This window comes from Candidatus Rhodobacter oscarellae, assembly GCF_001078595.1.
GTDB lineage: Bacteria > Pseudomonadota > Alphaproteobacteria > Rhodobacterales > Rhodobacteraceae > Rhodobacter_B > Rhodobacter_B oscarellae.
In genome coordinates, this window is the sequence record NZ_LFTY01000002.1 from 3,369,002 (window position 1) to 3,385,703 (window position 16,702).

The window sequence follows — 16,702 nt, forward strand, 5'->3', positions numbered from 1 at the left end:
ATAACAGAATCTTCGGGTTTTTGTGGTGACCTCGGCTGGCAGCCCGCGTGGCGGCCTGGCGGAGTGCGCGATGCCCGATCTCTATGGGACGACCTTTGGCAATGACACGATAGACGTGTCCAACAACCTGGGCACGCTGAACGGTGCCCCGCAGGGGTCTCCGATTGACGACATCAACCTTGGCGGTGGCAATTCGACCGTCACGATCACGAATTCTATGATCGGGGTGATCGACCGAGGCCTGGGCACGATGGACATCACGGCCTCGGATTCGACCATCTCCGGGCTCACGGGCCAGATGAGCGATGTGACCCTGAACCTGACGAATGTGGATACGATTGGAACCTTCGACTTCGGCGGTACGGATTTACAGCTGACATGGTCCGGGGGCACGATAGGTGGACCGGTCGTTTGGGGCAGTGGCACGCTCGACGTTCACCTTTCGGGCGTGGATGTGACGAGCACATCGATGAGCACGGGCTTCGGCGATAGCATTATCACGCTTGAGGATGTGAGTTTTGCCAGCGGCACGACCTTCAACATCGGCGGTGGCACCAACGTTATTGAGATCACGGGCAGCACAGAGTTTGGCAGCGGCTCCTCCATCAACGCAAGCATTGGGTCCGACACGTTATCGCTCCCGGATGGAAGCGTGATCTCAATTGGGGGCACGGACTACACGGTGGGGGTCGACAGCCTGCCCTCTGGCTGGAACCTAGACGGCACCGTGACGCTGCCGGGTGGCAGCACGTTTAGCTTCAGCGACTTTGACAGCTTTGCGGGCACTGGGCCGGTTTGCTTCGCGCAGGGCACGCGGATCGCAACGCCCCGGGGCGAGGTCGCGGTCGAGGCGCTGCGCCTGGGCGATAAGGTGCGGGACGCGCGCGGCGATGCGGTGGAGATCTGCTGGATCGGGCGGCAGCGGATGGATTTTGCGCCGGGCAACGCGCGTCACCAGCCGATTGAATTCAAAATTGGAGCGCTAGGTCCGGACCAGCCTAAACGCGCGCTGCGGGTCTCGCCGCAGCACCGGATGCTGATGCGGGACGCCACCGGTGCGGCGGTTCTTGCGCCGGCGAAGGGGCTGCTGGGCCTGCCCGGTGTCCGCAGCTGCCATGGCGTGCGGTCGGCGACCTATTTCAGCCTCTTGCTAGAGCGCCACAGCCTGGTCCGCGCCAATGGGGCCTGGGTTGAGAGCTTCTATCCCGGCGTCTCGGCGATGTCGTTCTTGGGGCTGAGCCAGGCGCGCAAGGTGCAATCGCTGATCCATGACCGCGGGTTGGACTACCGCCGCCCCGTGCTGCCCTGCCTGACCGTGTCCAAGGCCAGGAGGCTTGCCGAATTGCCCTTAGAGCCACGGCTGCCCCTTGACGTTTCTGCAAGGCAGACCCAGCTAAGGGCGCATGGGTGACGAGGAAAAGCGCAATGTGCGGCGCATAGAGCGCCAGTTCCGCTGGATCGAGGCGTTGGCCCCGGCTATGCGGGCGCCGCTGTCCGCGCTGCGGGCGCGGGGCTGGGGCATCGTGCGCGTGCCGATTGCCATATTCCTGATCCTGGGCGGCGTCTTTGCGTTCCTGCCGGTGCTGGGCTTGTGGATGCTGCCGCTGGGGCTGTTGCTACTGGCGCTGGACCTGCCGTTCCTGCGGCCCTGGATCGGCGGGGCGATCATACGGCTGCGCCGCCGCGGCGCGATCTGGCTGCGCTGGTGGCGCCGCAAGCGGGCCACCTGAGACCAAGTGCCCCATTCAATCGTGGCGCCAATCGCTCCCCCGCAGGCGAAGCCGAGGAGGAGCTCAAAAGAGCGTGCCGCAGGCACTCAATTTAACAACGGTTAGCCGTCCTTGCGGATCACCGCGTTGGTCGGATCATAGGGGCTGTCCTCGGTCACCTCGGCGTCCCAAAGCTGGTTGAGCATCTTCACCTTCAGCTTCTGGCCAGTCACGGCCAGCTCTGGCGCGACATAACCCATCCCGATCTGCTTGCCGAAGGCCACGGAATACCCGCCCGAGGTCAGGCGGCCCACCTTGGTGTCGCCGTCATAGAGCGCCTCGCGGCCCCAGGGGTCGGCATCCTTCGGCCCATCGATCAGAAGGGTCACGCATTTGGCGCGGATGCCGGTCTCGACCATCGCATCCTTGCCATGGAACTCCTTGGACAGGTCCACGAAGCGGTCTAGCCCAGCCTCCAGCGGGGTCGCGTCGCGCCCCAGCTCGGTGCCGAAGGCACGATAGCTCTTCTCCTGGCGCAGCCAGTTCTGCGCCCGCGCGCCGCAGAGCTTCATGCCGTGCTTCTCGCCCGCCGCCATCAGCTGATCCCACAGATAGGTCTGCATCTCGATCGGGTGGTGCAGCTCCCAGCCCAGCTCGCCGGTGTAAGCCACCCGGATCGCCATCACGGGGCACATGCCCAGCTCGATCTCGCGCATCGAAAGCCAGGGGAAGCGCTTGTTGCCCAGCACGGTGGCGGGGTCGGCATCCTTGACGATCTCGCCCAGCACATCGCGCGACTTCGGCCCGGCGATGGCGAAGACGCCCCATTGCGAGGTCACGTCGTGGATGTCCACATAGCCGCCGCCCGCGCCCATGAAGTCCTCGGCGGATTTCATCAGGTAGTCGGCGTCATAGGCCGTCCAGGCGCCCGCGCTGACGAGGTAGTAATCATTCTCGCCGCGCCGCACGATGGTGTACTCGGTCCGGGTGGTGCCCGCGCCGGTCAGCGCGTAGGTCAGGTTGATCCGGCCCACCTTGGGCAGCTTGTTGCAGGTGAAGTGGTCCAGGAACGCGGTCGCGCCCGGCCCGCGCACCACATGCTTGGTAAAGGCGGTGGCGTCGATCAGCCCCGCGCCCTCGCGGATCGCCTCGGCCTCGGATTTGGCGAGCGCCCACCACGCGCCGCGGCGGAAGCTGCGCCCGTCATGGTCAAAGCTCGACGGCGCATCCAGAGGCCCGTAATAGTTCGGCCGCTCCCAGCCATTCACGAAGCCAAACTGCGCCCCCAGCGCCTTCTGCCGGTCATAGGCGGGCGCGGTGCGCAGCGGGCGGCAGGCTTCGCGCTCCTCATCGGGGTGGTGCAGGATGTAGACGTGCTCGTAGCACTCCTCGTTCTTGCGCGCGGCGAACTCGGTGGTCATCCAGTTGCCGTAGCGCTTGGGGTCCAGGCTGGCCATGTCGATCTCGGCCTCGCCCTCGACCATCATCTGCGCCATGTAATAGCCGGTGCCGCCAGCGGCGGTGATCCCGAAAGAGAACCCCTCGGCCAGCCACATGTTGCGCAGCCCCGGCGCGGGGCCGACCAGGGGGTTGCCGTCGGGCGTGTAGCAGATCGGGCCGTTGAAATCGTCCTTCAGCCCGATCTCTTCGGTCGAGGGCATCCGGTGGATCATCGCCATGTATTGCTCTTCGATCCGCTCCAGGTCGAGCTGGAACAGGTCGGCGCGGAAGCTGTCGGGCACGCTGTATTCGAACCGCGCGGGCGCGTTGCGCTCGTAGGTGCCCAGGATCCAGCCGCCGCGCTCCTCGCGCACATAGGACTGCGCGTCGGCGTCGCGGATAACAGGGTGCTCGGGGTTAGTCTTGCGGAACTCCTGCAGCGCAGGGTCCGCGTCGGTGACAATAAAGGTATGCTCGACCGGGATGGCGGGCATCTTTATCCCCAAAAGCTTGGCCGTGCGCTGCGCGTGGTTGCCGGTGGCGGTGACCACGTGTTCTGCATGGACCACGACCTGCTCGTCGGAGGGCACCAGGTTGCCGCCCTTCTCGACCATCTTGGTCAGGGTCACGTCCCAGTGCGCGCCGGTCCAGGCGTAGCCGTCCACCTGCCACTTGCGCTCGATCAGCACGCCGCGCTGGCGGGCGCCCTTGGCCATCGCCATGGTGACATCGGCGGGGTTAATGTAGCCGTCGGTGGGGTGGTAAAGCGCGCCCTGCAGGTCCTCGGTCTTGATCAGCGGCCAGCGCTCTTTGATCTGGTTGGGGCTGAGGAACTCGTAGGGGATGCCCACGGTCTCGGCGGTCGAGGCGTAAAGCATGTACTCGTCCATGCGCTCCTGGGTCTGCGCCATGCGCAGGTTGCCCACCACCGAGAAGCCCGCGTTCAGCCCGGTCTCTTCCTCGAGCGTCTTATAGAACTTCACCGAGTAGTCGTGGATGTGCGTGGTGGCGTAGCCCATGTTGAACAGGGGCAGCAGGCCCGCGGCGTGCCAGGTGGAGCCGCTCGTTAGCTCGTCGCGTTCGACCAGCATAACATCCTCCCAGCCGAACTTGGCCAGGTGATAGGCGATCCCGGCGCCCACGGCGCCCCCGCCGACGACCAGTGCTTTGACATGCGTTTTCATGGGCCTGCGACTCCCTCAGATAAGCCTGCGCCTAATGACCAGATTAGGGGCGCGCGCGGTCCCGGCAAGCCGACGCAATGGGGGCCAAAACCGACCTGGTCGATGCGGGCGAATGCCTGCCTTTGTTGACACGCTCTCTGGTTGCGGGCTTGTTTGTGGTCACAGATTGTGACCGCAAAGCGATTCCCGATGCCCAATGTGTTCTTGTGTTACGCGCGGACGGATGCCGACACGCTTGACGAACTGATCGAGCAGCTGGCGACCCTGAAGGGCCTCGGGGTTGACCCGTGGTCCGACCAAGACATCGAAACCGGCGCGGATTGGCGTGACAAGATACATGCGGCGCTGGACGCGGCCGATATTGCCGTGCTGCTGATCTCAGCCAGGTTCTTGAACTCGAAATTCATTAAGGAGGTCGAATTGCCTCCTATAGCCGCCGGGCGCGCAGATCACCGCCGAGCATGTCGAGGTGGACCTTTTTGAGTTTCGCGGCCAATCCGTGCTGCGGGATGAGACGCTCGCCGCCTTCTATGGCCGCACCACCAAACAGCTCAACCAGGCCCGGGATCGCAACAAGGCGCGGTTCCCCGAGGACTACGCGTTTCAGCTAACCGAGGCGGAATGGGGCGTTTTGCGGTCCCAAATTGTGACCGCAAAGAAGGGGCGCGGCGGGCGCCGGAGCCCGCCCTGGGTCTATACCAAGAAGGGCGCCACGATGCTGGCCACCGTGCTGCGCACCCCCAGGGCGGTCGAGGCCTCGCAGCTGATCGTCGAGACATTCGTGGCGGCAAGACACCAGGCGCTGCCGGTGCCGCCCAACAACCATGACGGCGTCGGAGAGGCCGATCTGGATAGCGATGAGAAGCGCGCGTTCAAACGGCGCCTAGGCGCGTTTGACGGACAAAAGAGCGGAACGTCCTAGCCCTGCTCGCGGGCCTCATCCATCAGGCGCCGCATCTGAGCGATCGCGGGTTCGAGCCCCAGAAAGATCGACTCCGCGATGAGGAAATGCCCGATATTGAGCTCCATCACCTCGGGGAAGGCCGCCACGGGCTGCACAGTATCATATGTGAGCCCGTGCCCGGCATGGACCTCTAGCCCCAGCGAATGGGCAAAGCTGGACATCTCGCGCAGGCGCTCCAGCTCGGCGTCGCGCTCGTCAAAGCGCGCCTCGGCATGCAGGTCGCAATAGGCGCCGGTGTGCAGCTCGACCACGGCGGCGCCGATGCGGGCGGCGGCCTCGATCTGCTTCGGATCGGCGGCGATGAAGATCGACACGCGGCAGCCAGCGCCCGCGAGCGGCGCGATGAAATGCGCCAGGTGGTTCTCGTCCCGCGCGACCTCCAGCCCGCCCTCGGTGGTGCGCTCCTCGCGTTTCTCGGGCACGATGCAGACGGCGTGCGGCTTGTGGCGCAGGGCGATGGCCTGCATCTCGGGCGTGGCGGCCATTTCGAAGTTCAGCGGCACGGAGAGGTGCTCGACCAGGCGCTCGATATCCTCGTCCGAGATGTGCCGGCGGTCCTCGCGCAGATGCGCGGTGATGCCGTCGGCGCCCGCTGCTTCGGCGATCTTGGCGGCGCGGACCGGGTCGGGATAGGCCGAGCCGCGGGCGTTGCGGACCGTGGCGACGTGATCGATGTTCACACCAAGACGCAGCGTGCCGATGGGATGCATGGGGTCTCTCCGGGGCAGGGATTCGGGACGGCCAGTCTAAGGCTTCTGTGTTTTAGGGCAATAGTGCGGACCTAATGGATGCGCATGGGTGGGGGCCGGTCTGAGATTGCGGAAATTTCATCAAAAATTAGCGATTCGGCCCGGATCATGGATCCGGGTGGGTCCGACGGACCGCCGCGACTGGTCTGCGAATGGCGCGCGGCCTACTGGCCTCGCCCGGGCCCGTCCTGCGACTTCGCCCGCCGCTCATAGCGCGCCTTGAGCCTAGAGATCCGCCGCCGCTGATAGGCTGCCACCGCGGGCCGCGCCAGCAAATAGGCGGCGACACCAGCAATCACGCCGGGCACGAGGCCGCCGACCGTGTAAGGCCACATCACCCGCCAAAAGAACCGCCCCAAGCGGTCCCAATGCGCGGACTCCGAGGTGAAGAGCGCTTGGAAATTATGCCAAAGCTCGGCCGAGGCGCGACCGAAATCGGCAAACACATCGGGCAGCGGGCCCACGCCGGGCGTGCCCAGCATCCATTGCCCAAGCTCCAGGCTGATCGCCGCGATGATCGGGAATGTCAGCGGGTTGCCAAAAAACGTCGCCAGCAACGAGGCCAGGATGTTGCCTTGCATCACAAAGGCCAGCCCCGCCGCCAGGAAGAAGTGGAAGCCGAAGAAGGGCGTGAAGCAGACGAAGACCCCCGCCGCTATTCCCCGCGCGATCTTGTGCGGCGGGTCCGGCAGCCGGCGCAGGCGGTGGACGATATAGGACGCCGCGCGGCGCCAACCGCCCCGCGGGTAAAAGAACTCAGCCACTATCCGCAGCCAGTTCCTTGCGTCTCGTCTTTTGAACACCACCCCGTCGCCCGTTCACATGCCTTATGGTTTCTTGCCTTGGTCGCGATAGCGGGCGATCGAGGCGACGTCGCTATCTGCCTCAAGGGCCAGCATCACGGCGTGCAGATGCTCCACGTCGCGCAGTTCTACCGCAACAATAAGGCGATAAAAGTCCGGTTTCCGGTCCACAAATTGCAGATCCGAGATATTGGCGCGCTGCTCGCCAATCAAGGTGCAGATGCGCCCCAGCACGCCCGCGTCGTTCGAGATCGTCAGGTCCAGGCTGATCATGTGCACCGCGCGGTGCGGCCCAGAGTGCCAATGCAGGTCCTGCCAGCGCTCTGGCTCGTTCTGCACCTCCTCCAGCACCGGGCAGTCGATGGTGTGGATCAGCACGCCCTTGCCGCGATAGCTGATGCCGACGATCCGCTCGCCGGGCACAGGCTGGCAGCATTGGGCCTGTTCGAACCGTTGGTCCTTGGCCAGGCCGACCACGGCGCGGGCGGCGTCGATCTCGTCGCCCTTCTGGGCGCCAAGTTTGGGGTAGAGCAGCTCCACGACCTCGCGGGCGCTGATCTCAGCCGACCCCAGCTGCGCCAGAAGCTCTTGCGCGTCGGGCAGGCCAAGCTGCTTGGCCGCGGTGCTGAGCGCCTTGTCCGAGGCGCGCTTGCCGACATGGTCGAAGGCCACCCGGGCCAGCTCGCCGCCCAGCTTCACCAGGCGTTCGCGGTCCTCCTCGCGCAGGCTGCGCCGGATCGCGGTCTTGGCCCGCCCGGTGATCACGATGTCCAGCCAGGTCGCCTGCGGTTTCTGCCCCTCGGCGGTCATGATCTCGATATGCTGGCCGTTGCGCACCCGTGTCCAAAGCGGCACCCGCATGTGGTCGATCTTTGCGCCGACGCAGCTGTCGCCGATGCGGGTGTGGATCGCGTAGGCGAAATCAAGCGGCGTCGCGCCGCGCGGCAGCTTGACCACCTCGCCCTTGGGCGTGAAGCAGAACACCTGGTCGGCATACATCTCGAGCTTGACCGCCTCGAGGAAGTCGTCATGGCTCTCAGATTTCGACAGCCGCTCTGTGAGGGTCGCGACCCATTGCGTGGGGTCGACCGCAAAGGGGTTCTCCGCCCGCACGCCTTCGCGGTAAGACCAATGCGCGGCCACCCCGCTTTCGGCGACATCATGCATCTGGTGCGTGCGGATCTGCACCTCCACCCGCTTGCCGTCGCGCCCGCTGACCGTGGTATGGATCGAGCGGTAGCCGTTGGATTTCGGCTGGCTGATATAGTCCTTGAACCGGCCCGGCACGGCGCGCCAGCGCTGGTGGATCGCGCCGAGCACGCGGTAGCATTCCTCCTCGGTCTCGACCAAGACGCGGAAGCCATAGATGTCGGACAGCCGGGCAAAGCTAAGCTGCTTTTCCTGCATCTTGCGCCAGATCGAGAAGGGCTTTTTGGCGCGGCCCCGGACAATCGCCGGGATGCCCGCCTTGCGCATCTCGGCCTTGATGTCGACGTTGATCTTGTCGATCGCGTCGCCGGTGTCCTTCTGCAGCTTGAGAAAGCGCCGCATGATCGAGTTGCGCCCCTCGGGGTTCAGCACCGCAAAGGAGAGGTCCTCGAGCTCGTCGCGCATCCATTGCATGCCCATGCGGCCCGCCAGGGGGGCGAAGATGTCCATCGTCTCGCGCGACTTCTGCACCTGCTTTTCGGGGCGCATATGCTTGATGGTGCGCATATTGTGCAGCCGGTCGGCGAGCTTGACCAGGATCACCCGCAGGTCCTTGGACATCGCCATGAAGAGCTTGCGGAAGTTCTCGGCCTGCTTGCTCTCGGAGCTCGACAGCTGCAGGTTCGTCAGCTTGGTGACGCCGTCCACCAGCTCTGCGATCTCATGCCCAAACCGCTCTTCGATCTCGGCGAAGGTCGATTTGGTGTCTTCCACCGTGTCGTGCAGCAGCGCGGTCACAATCGTCTGGTCGTCCAGGTTCATGCCGGCCAGGATCTCGGCCACCGCGACGGGGTGAATAAAGTAGGGATCGCCGGAATGGCGCAGCTGCCCGGCATGCATAAGGCCGCCATAGTCATAGGCGGCCCTTAGCAAGGTCTCATCCGTGGAGGGGTTGTACCCGCGAACCCGGTCGATCAGGTCTTCGACGCCGATCAAACGGTCTAGGGCCATCTTATGTCCGCCTCTTAGTTAGGCTCCTGCGCTTCCATCAGCGCGCGAAGGAGCTTCTCTTCGGACATGTCATCCTGTGCGGGCTTGTCGGCCTCGGCGCCCATAAGCAGGGCCATGGCGTCTTCTTCCGGCTCGTCGACCTCGATCTGAGTCTGGTGGCTCTCGATCATCCGCTCGCGCAGCTCCTCGGACGACTGCGTCTCGTCGGCGATCTCGCGCAGGGCCACAACGGGGTTCTTGTCGTTGTCGCGGTCCACGGTGATCGGCGTGCCGCTCGAGATCTCGCGGGCGCGGTGGCTGGCGAGCATCACAAGCTCGAACCGGTTCGGAACCTTATCTACGCAATCTTCGACGGTAACACGCGCCATGGCTGCTCCAATCCTTCAGGGCTGGGGTTGAGAGCGCCGTCTTATGCGCTTCCGTTGAGGTTGACAAGCAAAATGGGGGCGAAACGGCCCGTTTATAAGGGGCGAACGGCGGTTTTTTCTGCCTCGGGCAGCTCAGCCAGCATCTCTTGGACGGTCCGCCCAAGAACGGGGTGGCGCCAGTCGGGCGCGATATCGGCCAGCGGCACCAGCACGAAGGCGCGATCCTGCAGCCGCGGATGCGGCAAAATCAGCTGATCCGGGGTGGCGCCGACCTGCACCTCTAGGGGCAAGGCGCGCCATGTTTCGAAGGTGCTATGGTCGGGCAGCACGGCGTCGCCGCAGGCGATCAGGTCCAGGTCCAAGGTGCGCTGCCCCCATCGCTCGGCGCGGTCGCGCCCAAATTCCGCTTCGATGCCGTGGAGGATGCTTAGGATTTTGCGCGGATCGTCGCAGCCCGCAACACGGATGGCGGCGTTGACATAATCCGGCCCCGCGCCGGCCGGAAAACAAGGCGTGGCGAAGAGCCGGCTGCGGGATTCAACCGTTAGGTGCGAATCGGTGATTCGCTCTATCGCAGTTGAAACGGTGAGTTCCGAGGGCCCTACGCGGCTTGATAGGTTTGACCCGAGCCCAATCAGGGTATATTGGTTGTCTGATCTATGATTATTGTCCTGATTGTGACAGTAAGTCGCTTGCGGCATTTACGATTCCTATTATTTTAGCGCGATGTCTCGCCGCGCAATTTGGCTCACTCCGCCACCCACTCATGGCAACTCGAATGGCGGGACAGTTTATCGGAAGGATTATAAATGTTCTACAGAGACGAACGGCTTGCGCTGTTCATCGATGGATCGAACCTCTACGCGGCTGCGAAAGCGCTTGGGTTCGACATCGACTACAAACTCCTGCGTCAAGAGTTCATGCGCCGCGGCAAGATGCTGCGCGCTTTTTACTACACGGCTCTCCTGGAGAATGACGACTACTCGCCAATCCGCCCGCTGGTGGACTGGCTGCATTATAACGGCTTCTCCATGGTGACAAAACCGGCCAAGGAGTATGTCGATAGCCAGGGTCGCCGCAAGGTGAAGGGCAACATGGATATCGAGTTGACGGTGGACGCCATGGAACTGGCGCCGCATGTCGACCATATCGTGCTGTTCTCCGGCGACGGCGACTTCCGCCCGCTCGTGGACGCGCTGCAGCGCAAAGGCGTGCGGGTGTCGGTTGTGTCAACGATCCGCAGCCAGCCGCCGATGATCGCGGACGAGCTACGCCGCCAGGCCGACAACTTCATCGAGCTCGACGAGCTGAAGGATGTCATTGGGCGCCCGCCGCGCGAACCGCGCGAGCCGGAGCATCTGGAACTGGCAGAGACCGAATAGGCTGAGGGGAACTTCCCTCGGTCCTTACAAGACCAAACTAGTACCGGGTGAGAGTCACTCCCTTACCCGAAGCAGAGTGAGCCGCGCCGTTGTAGGCGAATAGGAAGAGCCGCTCCCAGAGATGGGATGCGGTTTCTTCTTTTTTGGGGCGCGGGCATCGTCGCGCTGGGCGGCCATTTGGCGACGGCCTTGCGGCAGGCGCCCGCCGCATCCCTCTGTTCTGCCACGAGCCGCCGCAGGCGTTGCGGTGCCGATCAGACAGATTTTCGGTAACGCCAGCCCGCAAAGCGGCGATCCGCCCCTGGACGCGGCGAACCGTAGCACCTACGTCAGAGGCGAAAGGATGCCACCGATGACGCAGCCGCCGCTTACCCTGTATCTCGCCGCCCCGCGCGGGTTCTGCGCGGGCGTGGACCGCGCCATCAAGATCGTCGAGATGGCGCTGCAGAAATGGGGCGCGCCGGTCTATGTGCGCCACGAGATCGTGCACAACAAGTTCGTCGTGGACGGGCTGCGCGCGCAGGGCGCGGTGTTTGTCGAGGAGCTAGAGGAATGCCCCGATGACCGCCCGGTGATCTTCTCGGCCCATGGCGTGCCGAAATCCGTGCCCGCCGCGGCGCAGACCCGCGAGATGGTCTTTGTTGACGCCACCTGCCCGCTGGTCAGCAAAGTGCATATCGAGGCCGAGCGGCACCACAAGAACGGGCTCCAGATGGTGATGATCGGCCACGCGGGCCACCCCGAGACCCTGGGCACGATGGGGCAGCTGCCCGCGGGCGAGGTCCTGCTGGTCGAGACCGAGGCGGGGGTGGCGGACCTGTCGGTCCGCGATCCCGAGCGCTTGGCCTATGTGACCCAGACGACCCTTAGCGTGGATGACACCGCCGGGATCGTCGCCGCACTGCAGGCGCGGTTCCCCAAGATCGTCGGCCCGCATAAGGAAGACATCTGTTACGCCACCACCAACCGCCAGGAGGCGGTGAAGGCCGCCGCGCCCAAGTGCGACGCCATGCTTGTGGTCGGCGCGCCGAACTCGTCGAATTCCAAGCGGCTTGTCGAGGTCGCCGCGCGGGCGGGCTGCAACTATGCGCAGCTTGTGCAGCGCGCCACCGAGATCGACTGGCGCGCGCTCGATGGGATCAAGAGCGTCGGGATCACCGCGGGCGCCTCGGCGCCGGAGCTTCTGGTGAACGAGGTCATCGACGCCTTCCGCGCCCGGTATGACGTGACCGTCGAGCAGGTCGAGACCGCCCAGGAGAATGTCGAATTCAAGGTGCCTCGGGTGCTGCGGCAACCCGCCTAAGGTTGGCGACTTTCCGGTGGACGCGCGCGGCGTGGTGTCAGAGTATTGCGTAAGTGTCAGCCCGCGAGGACGCCTGAATGATCTCTTTGCAATTCTTGGTCACCGCGCTGGTGGTCGTCGTCGCGCCGGGCACTGGGGTGGTCTACACGCTGGCCATCGGGCTGGGGCGCGGGCGCTGGCCGGCCGTGTGGGCGGCGGTCGGCTGCACCTTTGGGATCGTGCCGCACCTTCTGGCCGCGACGCTTGGACTGGCGGCGGTGCTGCACACCTCTGCGCTGCTCTTTCAGGTCGTGAAATTCGCGGGCGTCGCCTATCTTCTGTACCTCGCCTGGCAGGCGCTGAAATCGGACGGCGTGCTGGCTGTGCGCCGCGACACCGCGCGCGAAAGCGCCTGGCGGACCGCGCGCCGGGGCGCGCTGATCAATATCCTGAACCCAAAGCTCTCGGTGTTTTTCCTGGCCCTTCTGCCGCCATTCCTCAGCGGGGAGCCGGCGACCGCCACGTTCGAGATGGTCATGCTTGGGGCCGTGTTCATGGCGATGACCTTTGCGGTCTTCGTACTTTACGGCGTGTTCGCCGCAGTGGCGCGGGATTGGTTGCTGTCCAGCGAGCGCGCCCTGCGCTGGCTGAACCGAGGGTTCGCGGCGATCTTTGCGGCCTTGGCAACCCGCCTGGCGTTCGAACGCGCATGATGGGGATCCTGCGCACCGCGTTGATCCTAGGCCTTGCCGGGGTGCTGCCGTTCTTCGCCGCGGGCCTTTTGGCGCAATTCGCGGAATCGCGCGAGGTCCAGCAGCTCGCCCATGCCACGCTATCGCTTTACGGGGTGATGATCCTGGGCTTCATGTCGGGCTGCATCTGGGCCTTCGCAGCCAAGGACAACGACCCGATGGGCTATGCGCTGAGCACCGTGCCGGCGCTGTTTGGGTTCATGGTGCCAATCTTTCCGGTCTATTTCGGCCTGATCGAGCCCAAAGAGGCGCTGTTCTACCTCGCCGCGGGCTTCCTGGTGCTGCTCGGGCTGGACCTGCGCGCCTGGCGCAAGGGCCAGACGCCGCCCTGGTGGGTCTGGCTGCGGGTGCTGCTGACCGCGCTGGTGGTGCCTTCAATCCTGCTAGGAGCCTTCGCATGAGCGATAAGGAGACCCTGGAGGTCTATGGCGCCAAGGCGGCGGAGTATGCCGAGCTGGTGAAGACGGATGGCAAGCCCAAGCCCTTGCTGCCCTTCGCCGAGGCGTTGCCGCCGGGCGGCAAGGTGCTCGACTGGGGCTGTGGCGCGGGCAACTCCGCCGCCGCGCTGCGCGACATGGGGTTTGACGTTGTGGCCACCGACGCCTCGCCCGAGTTCGCCGCGCTGGTCGAGCAATCCGTGGGGATCAAGGTCCGCGTCGAGAGCTTTGAGGCGCTGGACGAAGAGGCGGAGTATGACGGCGTCTGGGCCAGCTTCTCGCTGCTGCACGCGCAGAAGGCGGATTTCCCGGGGCACCTGGCGGCGGCGCATCGCGCCTTGAAGCCGGGCGGGCAATTGTACCTTGGGATGAAACTTGGCGCGGGCGAGGAACGCGACGGCATCGGGCGTTTCTACGCCTATTACAGCGAGGACGAGCTGGAGGGCTTGATGACAGAGGCAGGGTTCACCGTAACCGATAAGCAATATGGCGAGGAGCCGGGGCTCGATGGCGTGATGTGGCCCTTCATCCTGGTCTACGCCCATGGCTGAGCTTTTTGCCTACACGGACGGTGCTTGCAGCGGCAATCCCGGTCCCGGCGGCTGGGGCGCGCTTCTGATCGCGTGCGACGGCGACGCGGTGCTGAAAGAGCGCGAGCTTAAGGGCGGCGAGGCCGATACCACCAATAACCGCATGGAGTTGATGGCGGCGATCAAGGCGCTCGACGCGCTGGAGCGGCCCAGCACCATTACCGTGGTCACCGACAGCGCCTATGTGAAGAACGGCGTGACGGGATGGATCCACGGCTGGAAGCGCAACGGCTGGCGGACCTCGAACAAGAAGCCGGTGAAGAATGCGGATCTGTGGCAGGCTCTGGACGCGGCGCGGTTGCGCCATCAGGTGACCTGGAAGTGGATCAAGGGCCATGCCGGCCACGAGGAGAACGAGCGCGCCGATGCCCTGGCGCGCGCCGGGATGGCGCCGTTCAAGCCGAAAAAGGCGCCCTCGAAGGCGGCCGGATAGCCGTGCCTTGGGCCTTCCGGGGGCGCCGCGCGCCTACCGGTTAAACAGCAAGCCCCGCAGCGTGTTGCGCCCGCCCACGGTCGAGCGGATCAGCATCCGCTTTTCTCCCTCGCTGTGCCGCCCGTGCATGATCACATAGATCGCCGCGACTTGACTGTTCCGCAGGTCATCGACCGTCACGTCCCGGACATAGCGATGCAGGTCGCGCGACACGGCCTGGCGCAATTGGCTATCGCCTGGGTCAGCGCTCGCAGTCGTCGCGGCGAGTGCGATTGATATCAAGCCGATTGCCAGTATGCGCATCTTCAAGTGCCTCACATTTGTACTTTGCGGTGCGCAGGATGTTCTTCACCTCGCGCCGCTTTTTAAGGAAGGACCCGCTTGAGATAAGCGTCAGGTGCAGCCGCGCCAGGGTGGGGGTTGCAAAGTCTGACGCGTCCACGTCCTTAAAGCCGTAATGGGCCAGCCGGGCTTGCACCAGCCGCTCTAGCTGGCTGTTGGGCCCGGACTGGGCGGCACTCGCGGTCAATGCCAGGGTGAGCGCCAGAACCAATCTAATCATGGATCACTCCTTCTCGCAGAATTTTACTCCAGAGCCTCGATCAAGTGCCAATGGCAGCTGCGGCATCGGCCTAGATCCGCTTAGCCCTAGGGGTGGCTTTTGGCAAAGGCGGCCTGTTGGTCGCCCGTTGCCTCGGTCTGGTACTTGTCCTTCCACTCCGCGAACGGCATGCCATAGAAGGCCTCGCGCCCGGCGTCTTTGTCCATCTCAATGCCATGGGCGTTGGCGGCCTCTTGGTACCAGCGGCTCAGGCAGTTGCGGCAGAAACCAGTCAGGTTCATCATGTCGATGTTCTGCACGTCTAGCCGCTCCTCCATGAGGTGCTTTTGCAGGCGCCGGAAGGCCGCGGCCTCGATCTCGATGCGTGTTTGCTCGTCCATTCTCGTCTCTCCTATTTCGGCCCGTAGGTGCGCCAGGCCCAGATCAGCAGCATCGCGCCCAGCACGGCGCCCACGAACCCGGCCATCCAGCCGGTCACCGTCAGCAAGAAGCGCAGCACCAGCCCGCCCAGCAGCGCGCCCAGCACCCCGATCGAGACCGTCACCACCACGTTGGTGTCGATCCGCATTAGCCGCGTGGCGAGATACCCCGCGGCGGCGCCAACAACGATAAGCATGACCAAGGGCATTGCGTTTACTTCCGATACCGCGTCGGCACGATCACCAGCGCGCCAATCGAGGACACCAGCGCGTTCACCCCATGGCTGCCAAAGCTGATGCCGAACATCACGCGCACAAAAAAGAACAGGAACGCGCCGCCGATGCAGATGATCATCGAGGGGATCACGCCGTTATGCGTGAACCCGCTGCGCTCGCTGGCATAGCCGACGATGCCTGCGATCACGATGGTGCCGAATAGCGCCATGAAGGCCATGTCTTACTCTCCTACCCGGTCGCCCGGACTTATCTCCCAGCCGCGCAGCACCTCGCGCGCGTCCATCGCGCCCTTGCCCGCGCGCTGCAGGCGCGTGACGCGCAGTGCACCCGCACCACAGGCGATGCTCAGCGCGCCGTCAAGCACCTCGCCCGGCGACCCGGCGCCTTTCGCCAGTTCCGAGCCCAGAAGCTTGACCCTCTCCCCCCTATATAGGGTCCAGGCGCCCGGAAAGGGAGAGAGGCCGCGAATTTGCCGGTCGATTTCTACCGCGGGGCGGGTCCAGTCGATCTCGGCCTCTGCCTTGTCGATCTTGGCGGCATAGGTCACGCCCGCCTCTGGCTGCGGCTGCGCCGCAAGCCCGTCTAGCCTCCCCAGGGCCGTCACAATCAGCGCCGCCCCGATCTGCGATAGCCGGTCATGCAGGCGGGCGGTGGTGTCCTCGGCGGTGATCGCGGTGGCCTCGCGCAGCAGCACCGGCCCGGTGTCCAGCCCGGCCTCCATCTGCATGATGCACACGCCGGTCTCCGCGTCACCGGCCAGGATGGCGCGGTGGATCGGCGCGGCGCCGCGCCAGCGTGGCAGCAGCGAGGCGTGGATGTTCAGGCAGCCATGCCGGGGCGCGTCCAGCACCGCCTGCGGCAGGATCAGCCCATAGGCCACCACAACGGCCACATCCGCCGCCAACTCGGCGAAGTCTGCCTGCGCCTCGGCCCCTTTCAAGGACACCGGGTGCCGCACGGACAGGCCCAAGGTCTCGGCCCGCGCCTGCACTGGCGTGGGGCGGTCCTTCTTGCCGCGCCCTGCGGGCCTCGGCGGCTGGCAGTAGACGCAGGCAATCTCGTGCCCGGCCGCCACAAGCGCGTCCAAAACCGGAACCGAGAATTCTGGCGAGCCCATGAAGATGATGCGCATCCGGTCCTCCTTCTTCTTGGCCATAAATACGGAAAATGGCGCGACCGCAAACCAAAGCGCGCGGCTGGCGTTGGGGCGTCGCCTCGCGTCTCGCTTAGG

At 64.8% G+C, this 16,702-nt stretch carries 22 protein-coding genes; 10 read left to right on the forward strand and 12 right to left on the reverse strand.

Annotated elements, in window-relative coordinates; genetic code table 11:
* Positions 1-70 precede the first annotated feature (70 nt).
* Together AIOL_RS20830 and AIOL_RS20835 are read left to right on the forward strand one after the other, a co-directional pair.
* On the forward strand, positions 71-1,411 hold the full coding sequence (locus AIOL_RS20830) for a Hint domain-containing protein (RefSeq protein WP_152912622.1): 1,341 nt from the start codon (positions 71-73) through the stop codon (positions 1,409-1,411).
* Entirely contained in the window at positions 1,404-1,730 is a 327-nt protein-coding gene (locus AIOL_RS20835) for a hypothetical protein (protein ID WP_049644748.1), read from the forward strand. Before AIOL_RS20830 ends, AIOL_RS20835 begins: the two co-directional genes overlap by 8 nt.
* A 101-nt stretch (positions 1,731-1,831) precedes the next feature.
* Here the strand turns inward: AIOL_RS20835 and AIOL_RS20840 are convergent, their stop codons facing one another.
* Entirely contained in the window at positions 1,832-4,333 is a 2,502-nt protein-coding gene (locus AIOL_RS20840; RefSeq protein WP_049644749.1) for a GcvT family protein, read from the reverse strand.
* A 168-nt stretch (positions 4,334-4,501) separates the two neighbouring features.
* Here AIOL_RS20840 and AIOL_RS20845 point away from each other — a divergent pair, with 168 nt between their 5' ends.
* Positions 4,502-4,816 (forward strand): toll/interleukin-1 receptor domain-containing protein, encoded by a 315-nt coding sequence (locus AIOL_RS20845; protein WP_235439115.1) that lies wholly within the window; start codon positions 4,502-4,504, stop codon positions 4,814-4,816.
* On the forward strand, positions 4,803-5,255 hold the full coding sequence (locus tag AIOL_RS20850; protein WP_053101330.1) for an ORF6N domain-containing protein: 453 nt from the start codon (positions 4,803-4,805) through the stop codon (positions 5,253-5,255). Before AIOL_RS20845 ends, AIOL_RS20850 begins: the two co-directional genes overlap by 14 nt.
* Here the strand turns inward: AIOL_RS20850 and AIOL_RS20855 are convergent.
* The 5 genes from AIOL_RS20855 to folK all read right to left on the reverse strand — a co-directional run bounded on the left by AIOL_RS20855 (position 5,252) and on the right by folK (position 10,078).
* Positions 5,252-6,007: a pyridoxine 5'-phosphate synthase gene (locus AIOL_RS20855; RefSeq protein ID WP_049644751.1), complete on the reverse strand. Its 756-nt coding sequence runs from the start codon at positions 6,005-6,007 to the stop codon at positions 5,252-5,254. The genes AIOL_RS20850 and AIOL_RS20855 overlap by 4 nt on opposite strands.
* Positions 6,008-6,210: 203 nt before the next feature.
* Positions 6,211-6,810 carry a DUF2062 domain-containing protein gene (locus AIOL_RS20860; protein WP_326973167.1) on the reverse strand — a complete coding sequence of 200 codons (600 nt, stop codon included), beginning with the start codon at positions 6,808-6,810 and terminating at the stop codon, positions 6,211-6,213.
* A gap of 63 nt (positions 6,811-6,873) precedes the next feature.
* Positions 6,874-8,994 carry a RelA/SpoT family protein gene (locus AIOL_RS20865; protein WP_049645590.1) on the reverse strand — a complete coding sequence of 707 codons (2,121 nt, stop codon included), beginning with the start codon at positions 8,992-8,994 and terminating at the stop codon, positions 6,874-6,876.
* A 29-nt stretch (positions 8,995-9,023) separates the two neighbouring features.
* Positions 9,024-9,377 (reverse strand): DNA-directed RNA polymerase subunit omega, encoded by a 354-nt coding sequence (gene rpoZ, locus AIOL_RS20870; RefSeq protein WP_049644752.1) that lies wholly within the window; start codon positions 9,375-9,377, stop codon positions 9,024-9,026.
* Positions 9,378-9,469: 92 nt separating this feature from the next.
* Positions 9,470-10,078: a 2-amino-4-hydroxy-6-hydroxymethyldihydropteridine diphosphokinase gene (gene folK, locus AIOL_RS20875; protein ID WP_082152714.1), complete on the reverse strand. Its 609-nt coding sequence runs from the start codon at positions 10,076-10,078 to the stop codon at positions 9,470-9,472.
* Between the two features lie 108 nt (positions 10,079-10,186).
* Between folK and AIOL_RS20880 the strand changes: the two genes are divergently transcribed.
* The 6 genes from AIOL_RS20880 (at position 10,187) to rnhA (ending at position 14,253) form a co-directional block, all read left to right on the forward strand.
* A complete protein-coding gene (locus AIOL_RS20880; RefSeq protein ID WP_049644753.1) occupies positions 10,187-10,759 on the forward strand; it encodes a LabA-like NYN domain-containing protein in 573 nt (190 codons plus the stop codon).
* A gap of 352 nt (positions 10,760-11,111) precedes the next feature.
* Positions 11,112-12,062 carry a 4-hydroxy-3-methylbut-2-enyl diphosphate reductase gene (ispH, locus tag AIOL_RS20885; protein WP_049644754.1) on the forward strand — a complete coding sequence of 317 codons (951 nt, stop codon included), beginning with the start codon at positions 11,112-11,114 and terminating at the stop codon, positions 12,060-12,062.
* A 77-nt stretch (positions 12,063-12,139) separates the two neighbouring features.
* Positions 12,140-12,754 carry a LysE family translocator gene (locus AIOL_RS20890; RefSeq protein ID WP_049644755.1) on the forward strand — a complete coding sequence of 205 codons (615 nt, stop codon included), beginning with the start codon at positions 12,140-12,142 and terminating at the stop codon, positions 12,752-12,754.
* Complete coding sequence (locus AIOL_RS20895) at positions 12,751-13,194, forward strand: DUF3429 domain-containing protein (protein WP_049644756.1); 444 nt, start codon at positions 12,751-12,753, stop codon at positions 13,192-13,194. Before AIOL_RS20890 ends, AIOL_RS20895 begins: the two co-directional genes overlap by 4 nt.
* Positions 13,191-13,781 (forward strand): class I SAM-dependent methyltransferase, encoded by a 591-nt coding sequence (locus AIOL_RS20900; RefSeq protein ID WP_049644757.1) that lies wholly within the window; start codon positions 13,191-13,193, stop codon positions 13,779-13,781. The genes AIOL_RS20895 and AIOL_RS20900 overlap by 4 nt, the downstream gene beginning before the upstream one ends.
* On the forward strand, positions 13,774-14,253 hold the full coding sequence (rnhA, locus tag AIOL_RS20905; protein ID WP_049644758.1) for a ribonuclease HI: 480 nt from the start codon (positions 13,774-13,776) through the stop codon (positions 14,251-14,253). The genes AIOL_RS20900 and rnhA overlap by 8 nt, the downstream gene beginning before the upstream one ends.
* Positions 14,254-14,286: 33 nt before the next feature.
* On the opposite strand, the gene AIOL_RS20910 is transcribed toward rnhA, so the two are convergent.
* From AIOL_RS20910 to fmt, 6 genes are all read right to left on the reverse strand, one after another.
* Complete coding sequence (locus AIOL_RS20910) at positions 14,287-14,466, reverse strand: hypothetical protein (protein ID WP_049644759.1); 180 nt, start codon at positions 14,464-14,466, stop codon at positions 14,287-14,289.
* Positions 14,467-14,494: 28 nt separating this feature from the next.
* Positions 14,495-14,815, reverse strand: a complete 321-nt coding sequence (locus AIOL_RS20915; RefSeq protein ID WP_152912623.1) for a hypothetical protein — start codon at positions 14,813-14,815, stop codon at positions 14,495-14,497.
* An 86-nt stretch (positions 14,816-14,901) separates the two neighbouring features.
* The gene (locus tag AIOL_RS20920; RefSeq protein WP_049644761.1) at positions 14,902-15,195 is read right to left on the reverse strand and encodes a DUF1244 domain-containing protein; all 294 of its coding nucleotides are present in this window, start codon (positions 15,193-15,195) and stop codon (positions 14,902-14,904) included.
* An 11-nt stretch (positions 15,196-15,206) separates the two neighbouring features.
* A complete protein-coding gene (locus AIOL_RS20925; RefSeq protein WP_049644762.1) occupies positions 15,207-15,443 on the reverse strand; it encodes a GlsB/YeaQ/YmgE family stress response membrane protein in 237 nt (78 codons plus the stop codon).
* 5 nt (positions 15,444-15,448) lie between these two features.
* Positions 15,449-15,688, reverse strand: coding sequence for a hypothetical protein (locus tag AIOL_RS20930; RefSeq protein WP_049644763.1), 240 nt, complete (start codon positions 15,686-15,688; stop codon positions 15,449-15,451).
* Between the two features lie 3 nt (positions 15,689-15,691).
* Positions 15,692-16,603 carry a methionyl-tRNA formyltransferase gene (fmt, locus tag AIOL_RS20935; protein ID WP_049645592.1) on the reverse strand — a complete coding sequence of 304 codons (912 nt, stop codon included), beginning with the start codon at positions 16,601-16,603 and terminating at the stop codon, positions 15,692-15,694.
* Positions 16,604-16,702: the final 99 nt, after the last annotated feature.

What these genes read in the sequence shown, in the direction of transcription:
- AIOL_RS20835 (WP_049644748.1), top strand. Translation starts at nt 1,404, where the DNA reads ATGGGTGACGAGGAAAAGCGCAATGTGCGGCGCATAGAGCGCCAGTTC.
- AIOL_RS20925 (WP_049644762.1), bottom strand. Translation starts at nt 15,443, where the DNA reads ATGCCCTTGGTCATGCTTATCGTTGTTGGCGCCGCCGCGGGGTATCTC.
- AIOL_RS20920 (WP_049644761.1), bottom strand. Translation starts at nt 15,195, where the DNA reads ATGGACGAGCAAACACGCATCGAGATCGAGGCCGCGGCCTTCCGGCGC.
- rpoZ (WP_049644752.1), bottom strand. Translation starts at nt 9,377, where the DNA reads ATGGCGCGTGTTACCGTCGAAGATTGCGTAGATAAGGTTCCGAACCGG.
- AIOL_RS20930 (WP_049644763.1), bottom strand. Translation starts at nt 15,688, where the DNA reads ATGGCCTTCATGGCGCTATTCGGCACCATCGTGATCGCAGGCATCGTC.
- fmt (WP_049645592.1), bottom strand. Translation starts at nt 16,603, where the DNA reads ATGCGCATCATCTTCATGGGCTCGCCAGAATTCTCGGTTCCGGTTTTG.
- AIOL_RS20915 (WP_152912623.1), bottom strand. Translation starts at nt 14,815, where the DNA reads ATGATTAGATTGGTTCTGGCGCTCACCCTGGCATTGACCGCGAGTGCC.
- AIOL_RS20900 (WP_049644757.1), top strand. Translation starts at nt 13,191, where the DNA reads ATGAGCGATAAGGAGACCCTGGAGGTCTATGGCGCCAAGGCGGCGGAG.
- ispH (WP_049644754.1), top strand. Translation starts at nt 11,112, where the DNA reads ATGACGCAGCCGCCGCTTACCCTGTATCTCGCCGCCCCGCGCGGGTTC.
- AIOL_RS20830 (WP_152912622.1), top strand. Translation starts at nt 71, where the DNA reads ATGCCCGATCTCTATGGGACGACCTTTGGCAATGACACGATAGACGTG.
- AIOL_RS20840 (WP_049644749.1), bottom strand. Translation starts at nt 4,333, where the DNA reads ATGAAAACGCATGTCAAAGCACTGGTCGTCGGCGGGGGCGCCGTGGGC.
- AIOL_RS20880 (WP_049644753.1), top strand. Translation starts at nt 10,187, where the DNA reads ATGTTCTACAGAGACGAACGGCTTGCGCTGTTCATCGATGGATCGAAC.
- AIOL_RS20895 (WP_049644756.1), top strand. Translation starts at nt 12,751, where the DNA reads ATGATGGGGATCCTGCGCACCGCGTTGATCCTAGGCCTTGCCGGGGTG.
- AIOL_RS20890 (WP_049644755.1), top strand. Translation starts at nt 12,140, where the DNA reads ATGATCTCTTTGCAATTCTTGGTCACCGCGCTGGTGGTCGTCGTCGCG.
- AIOL_RS20855 (WP_049644751.1), bottom strand. Translation starts at nt 6,007, where the DNA reads ATGCATCCCATCGGCACGCTGCGTCTTGGTGTGAACATCGATCACGTC.
- folK (WP_082152714.1), bottom strand. Translation starts at nt 10,078, where the DNA reads ATGCCGCAAGCGACTTACTGTCACAATCAGGACAATAATCATAGATCA.
- rnhA (WP_049644758.1), top strand. Translation starts at nt 13,774, where the DNA reads ATGGCTGAGCTTTTTGCCTACACGGACGGTGCTTGCAGCGGCAATCCC.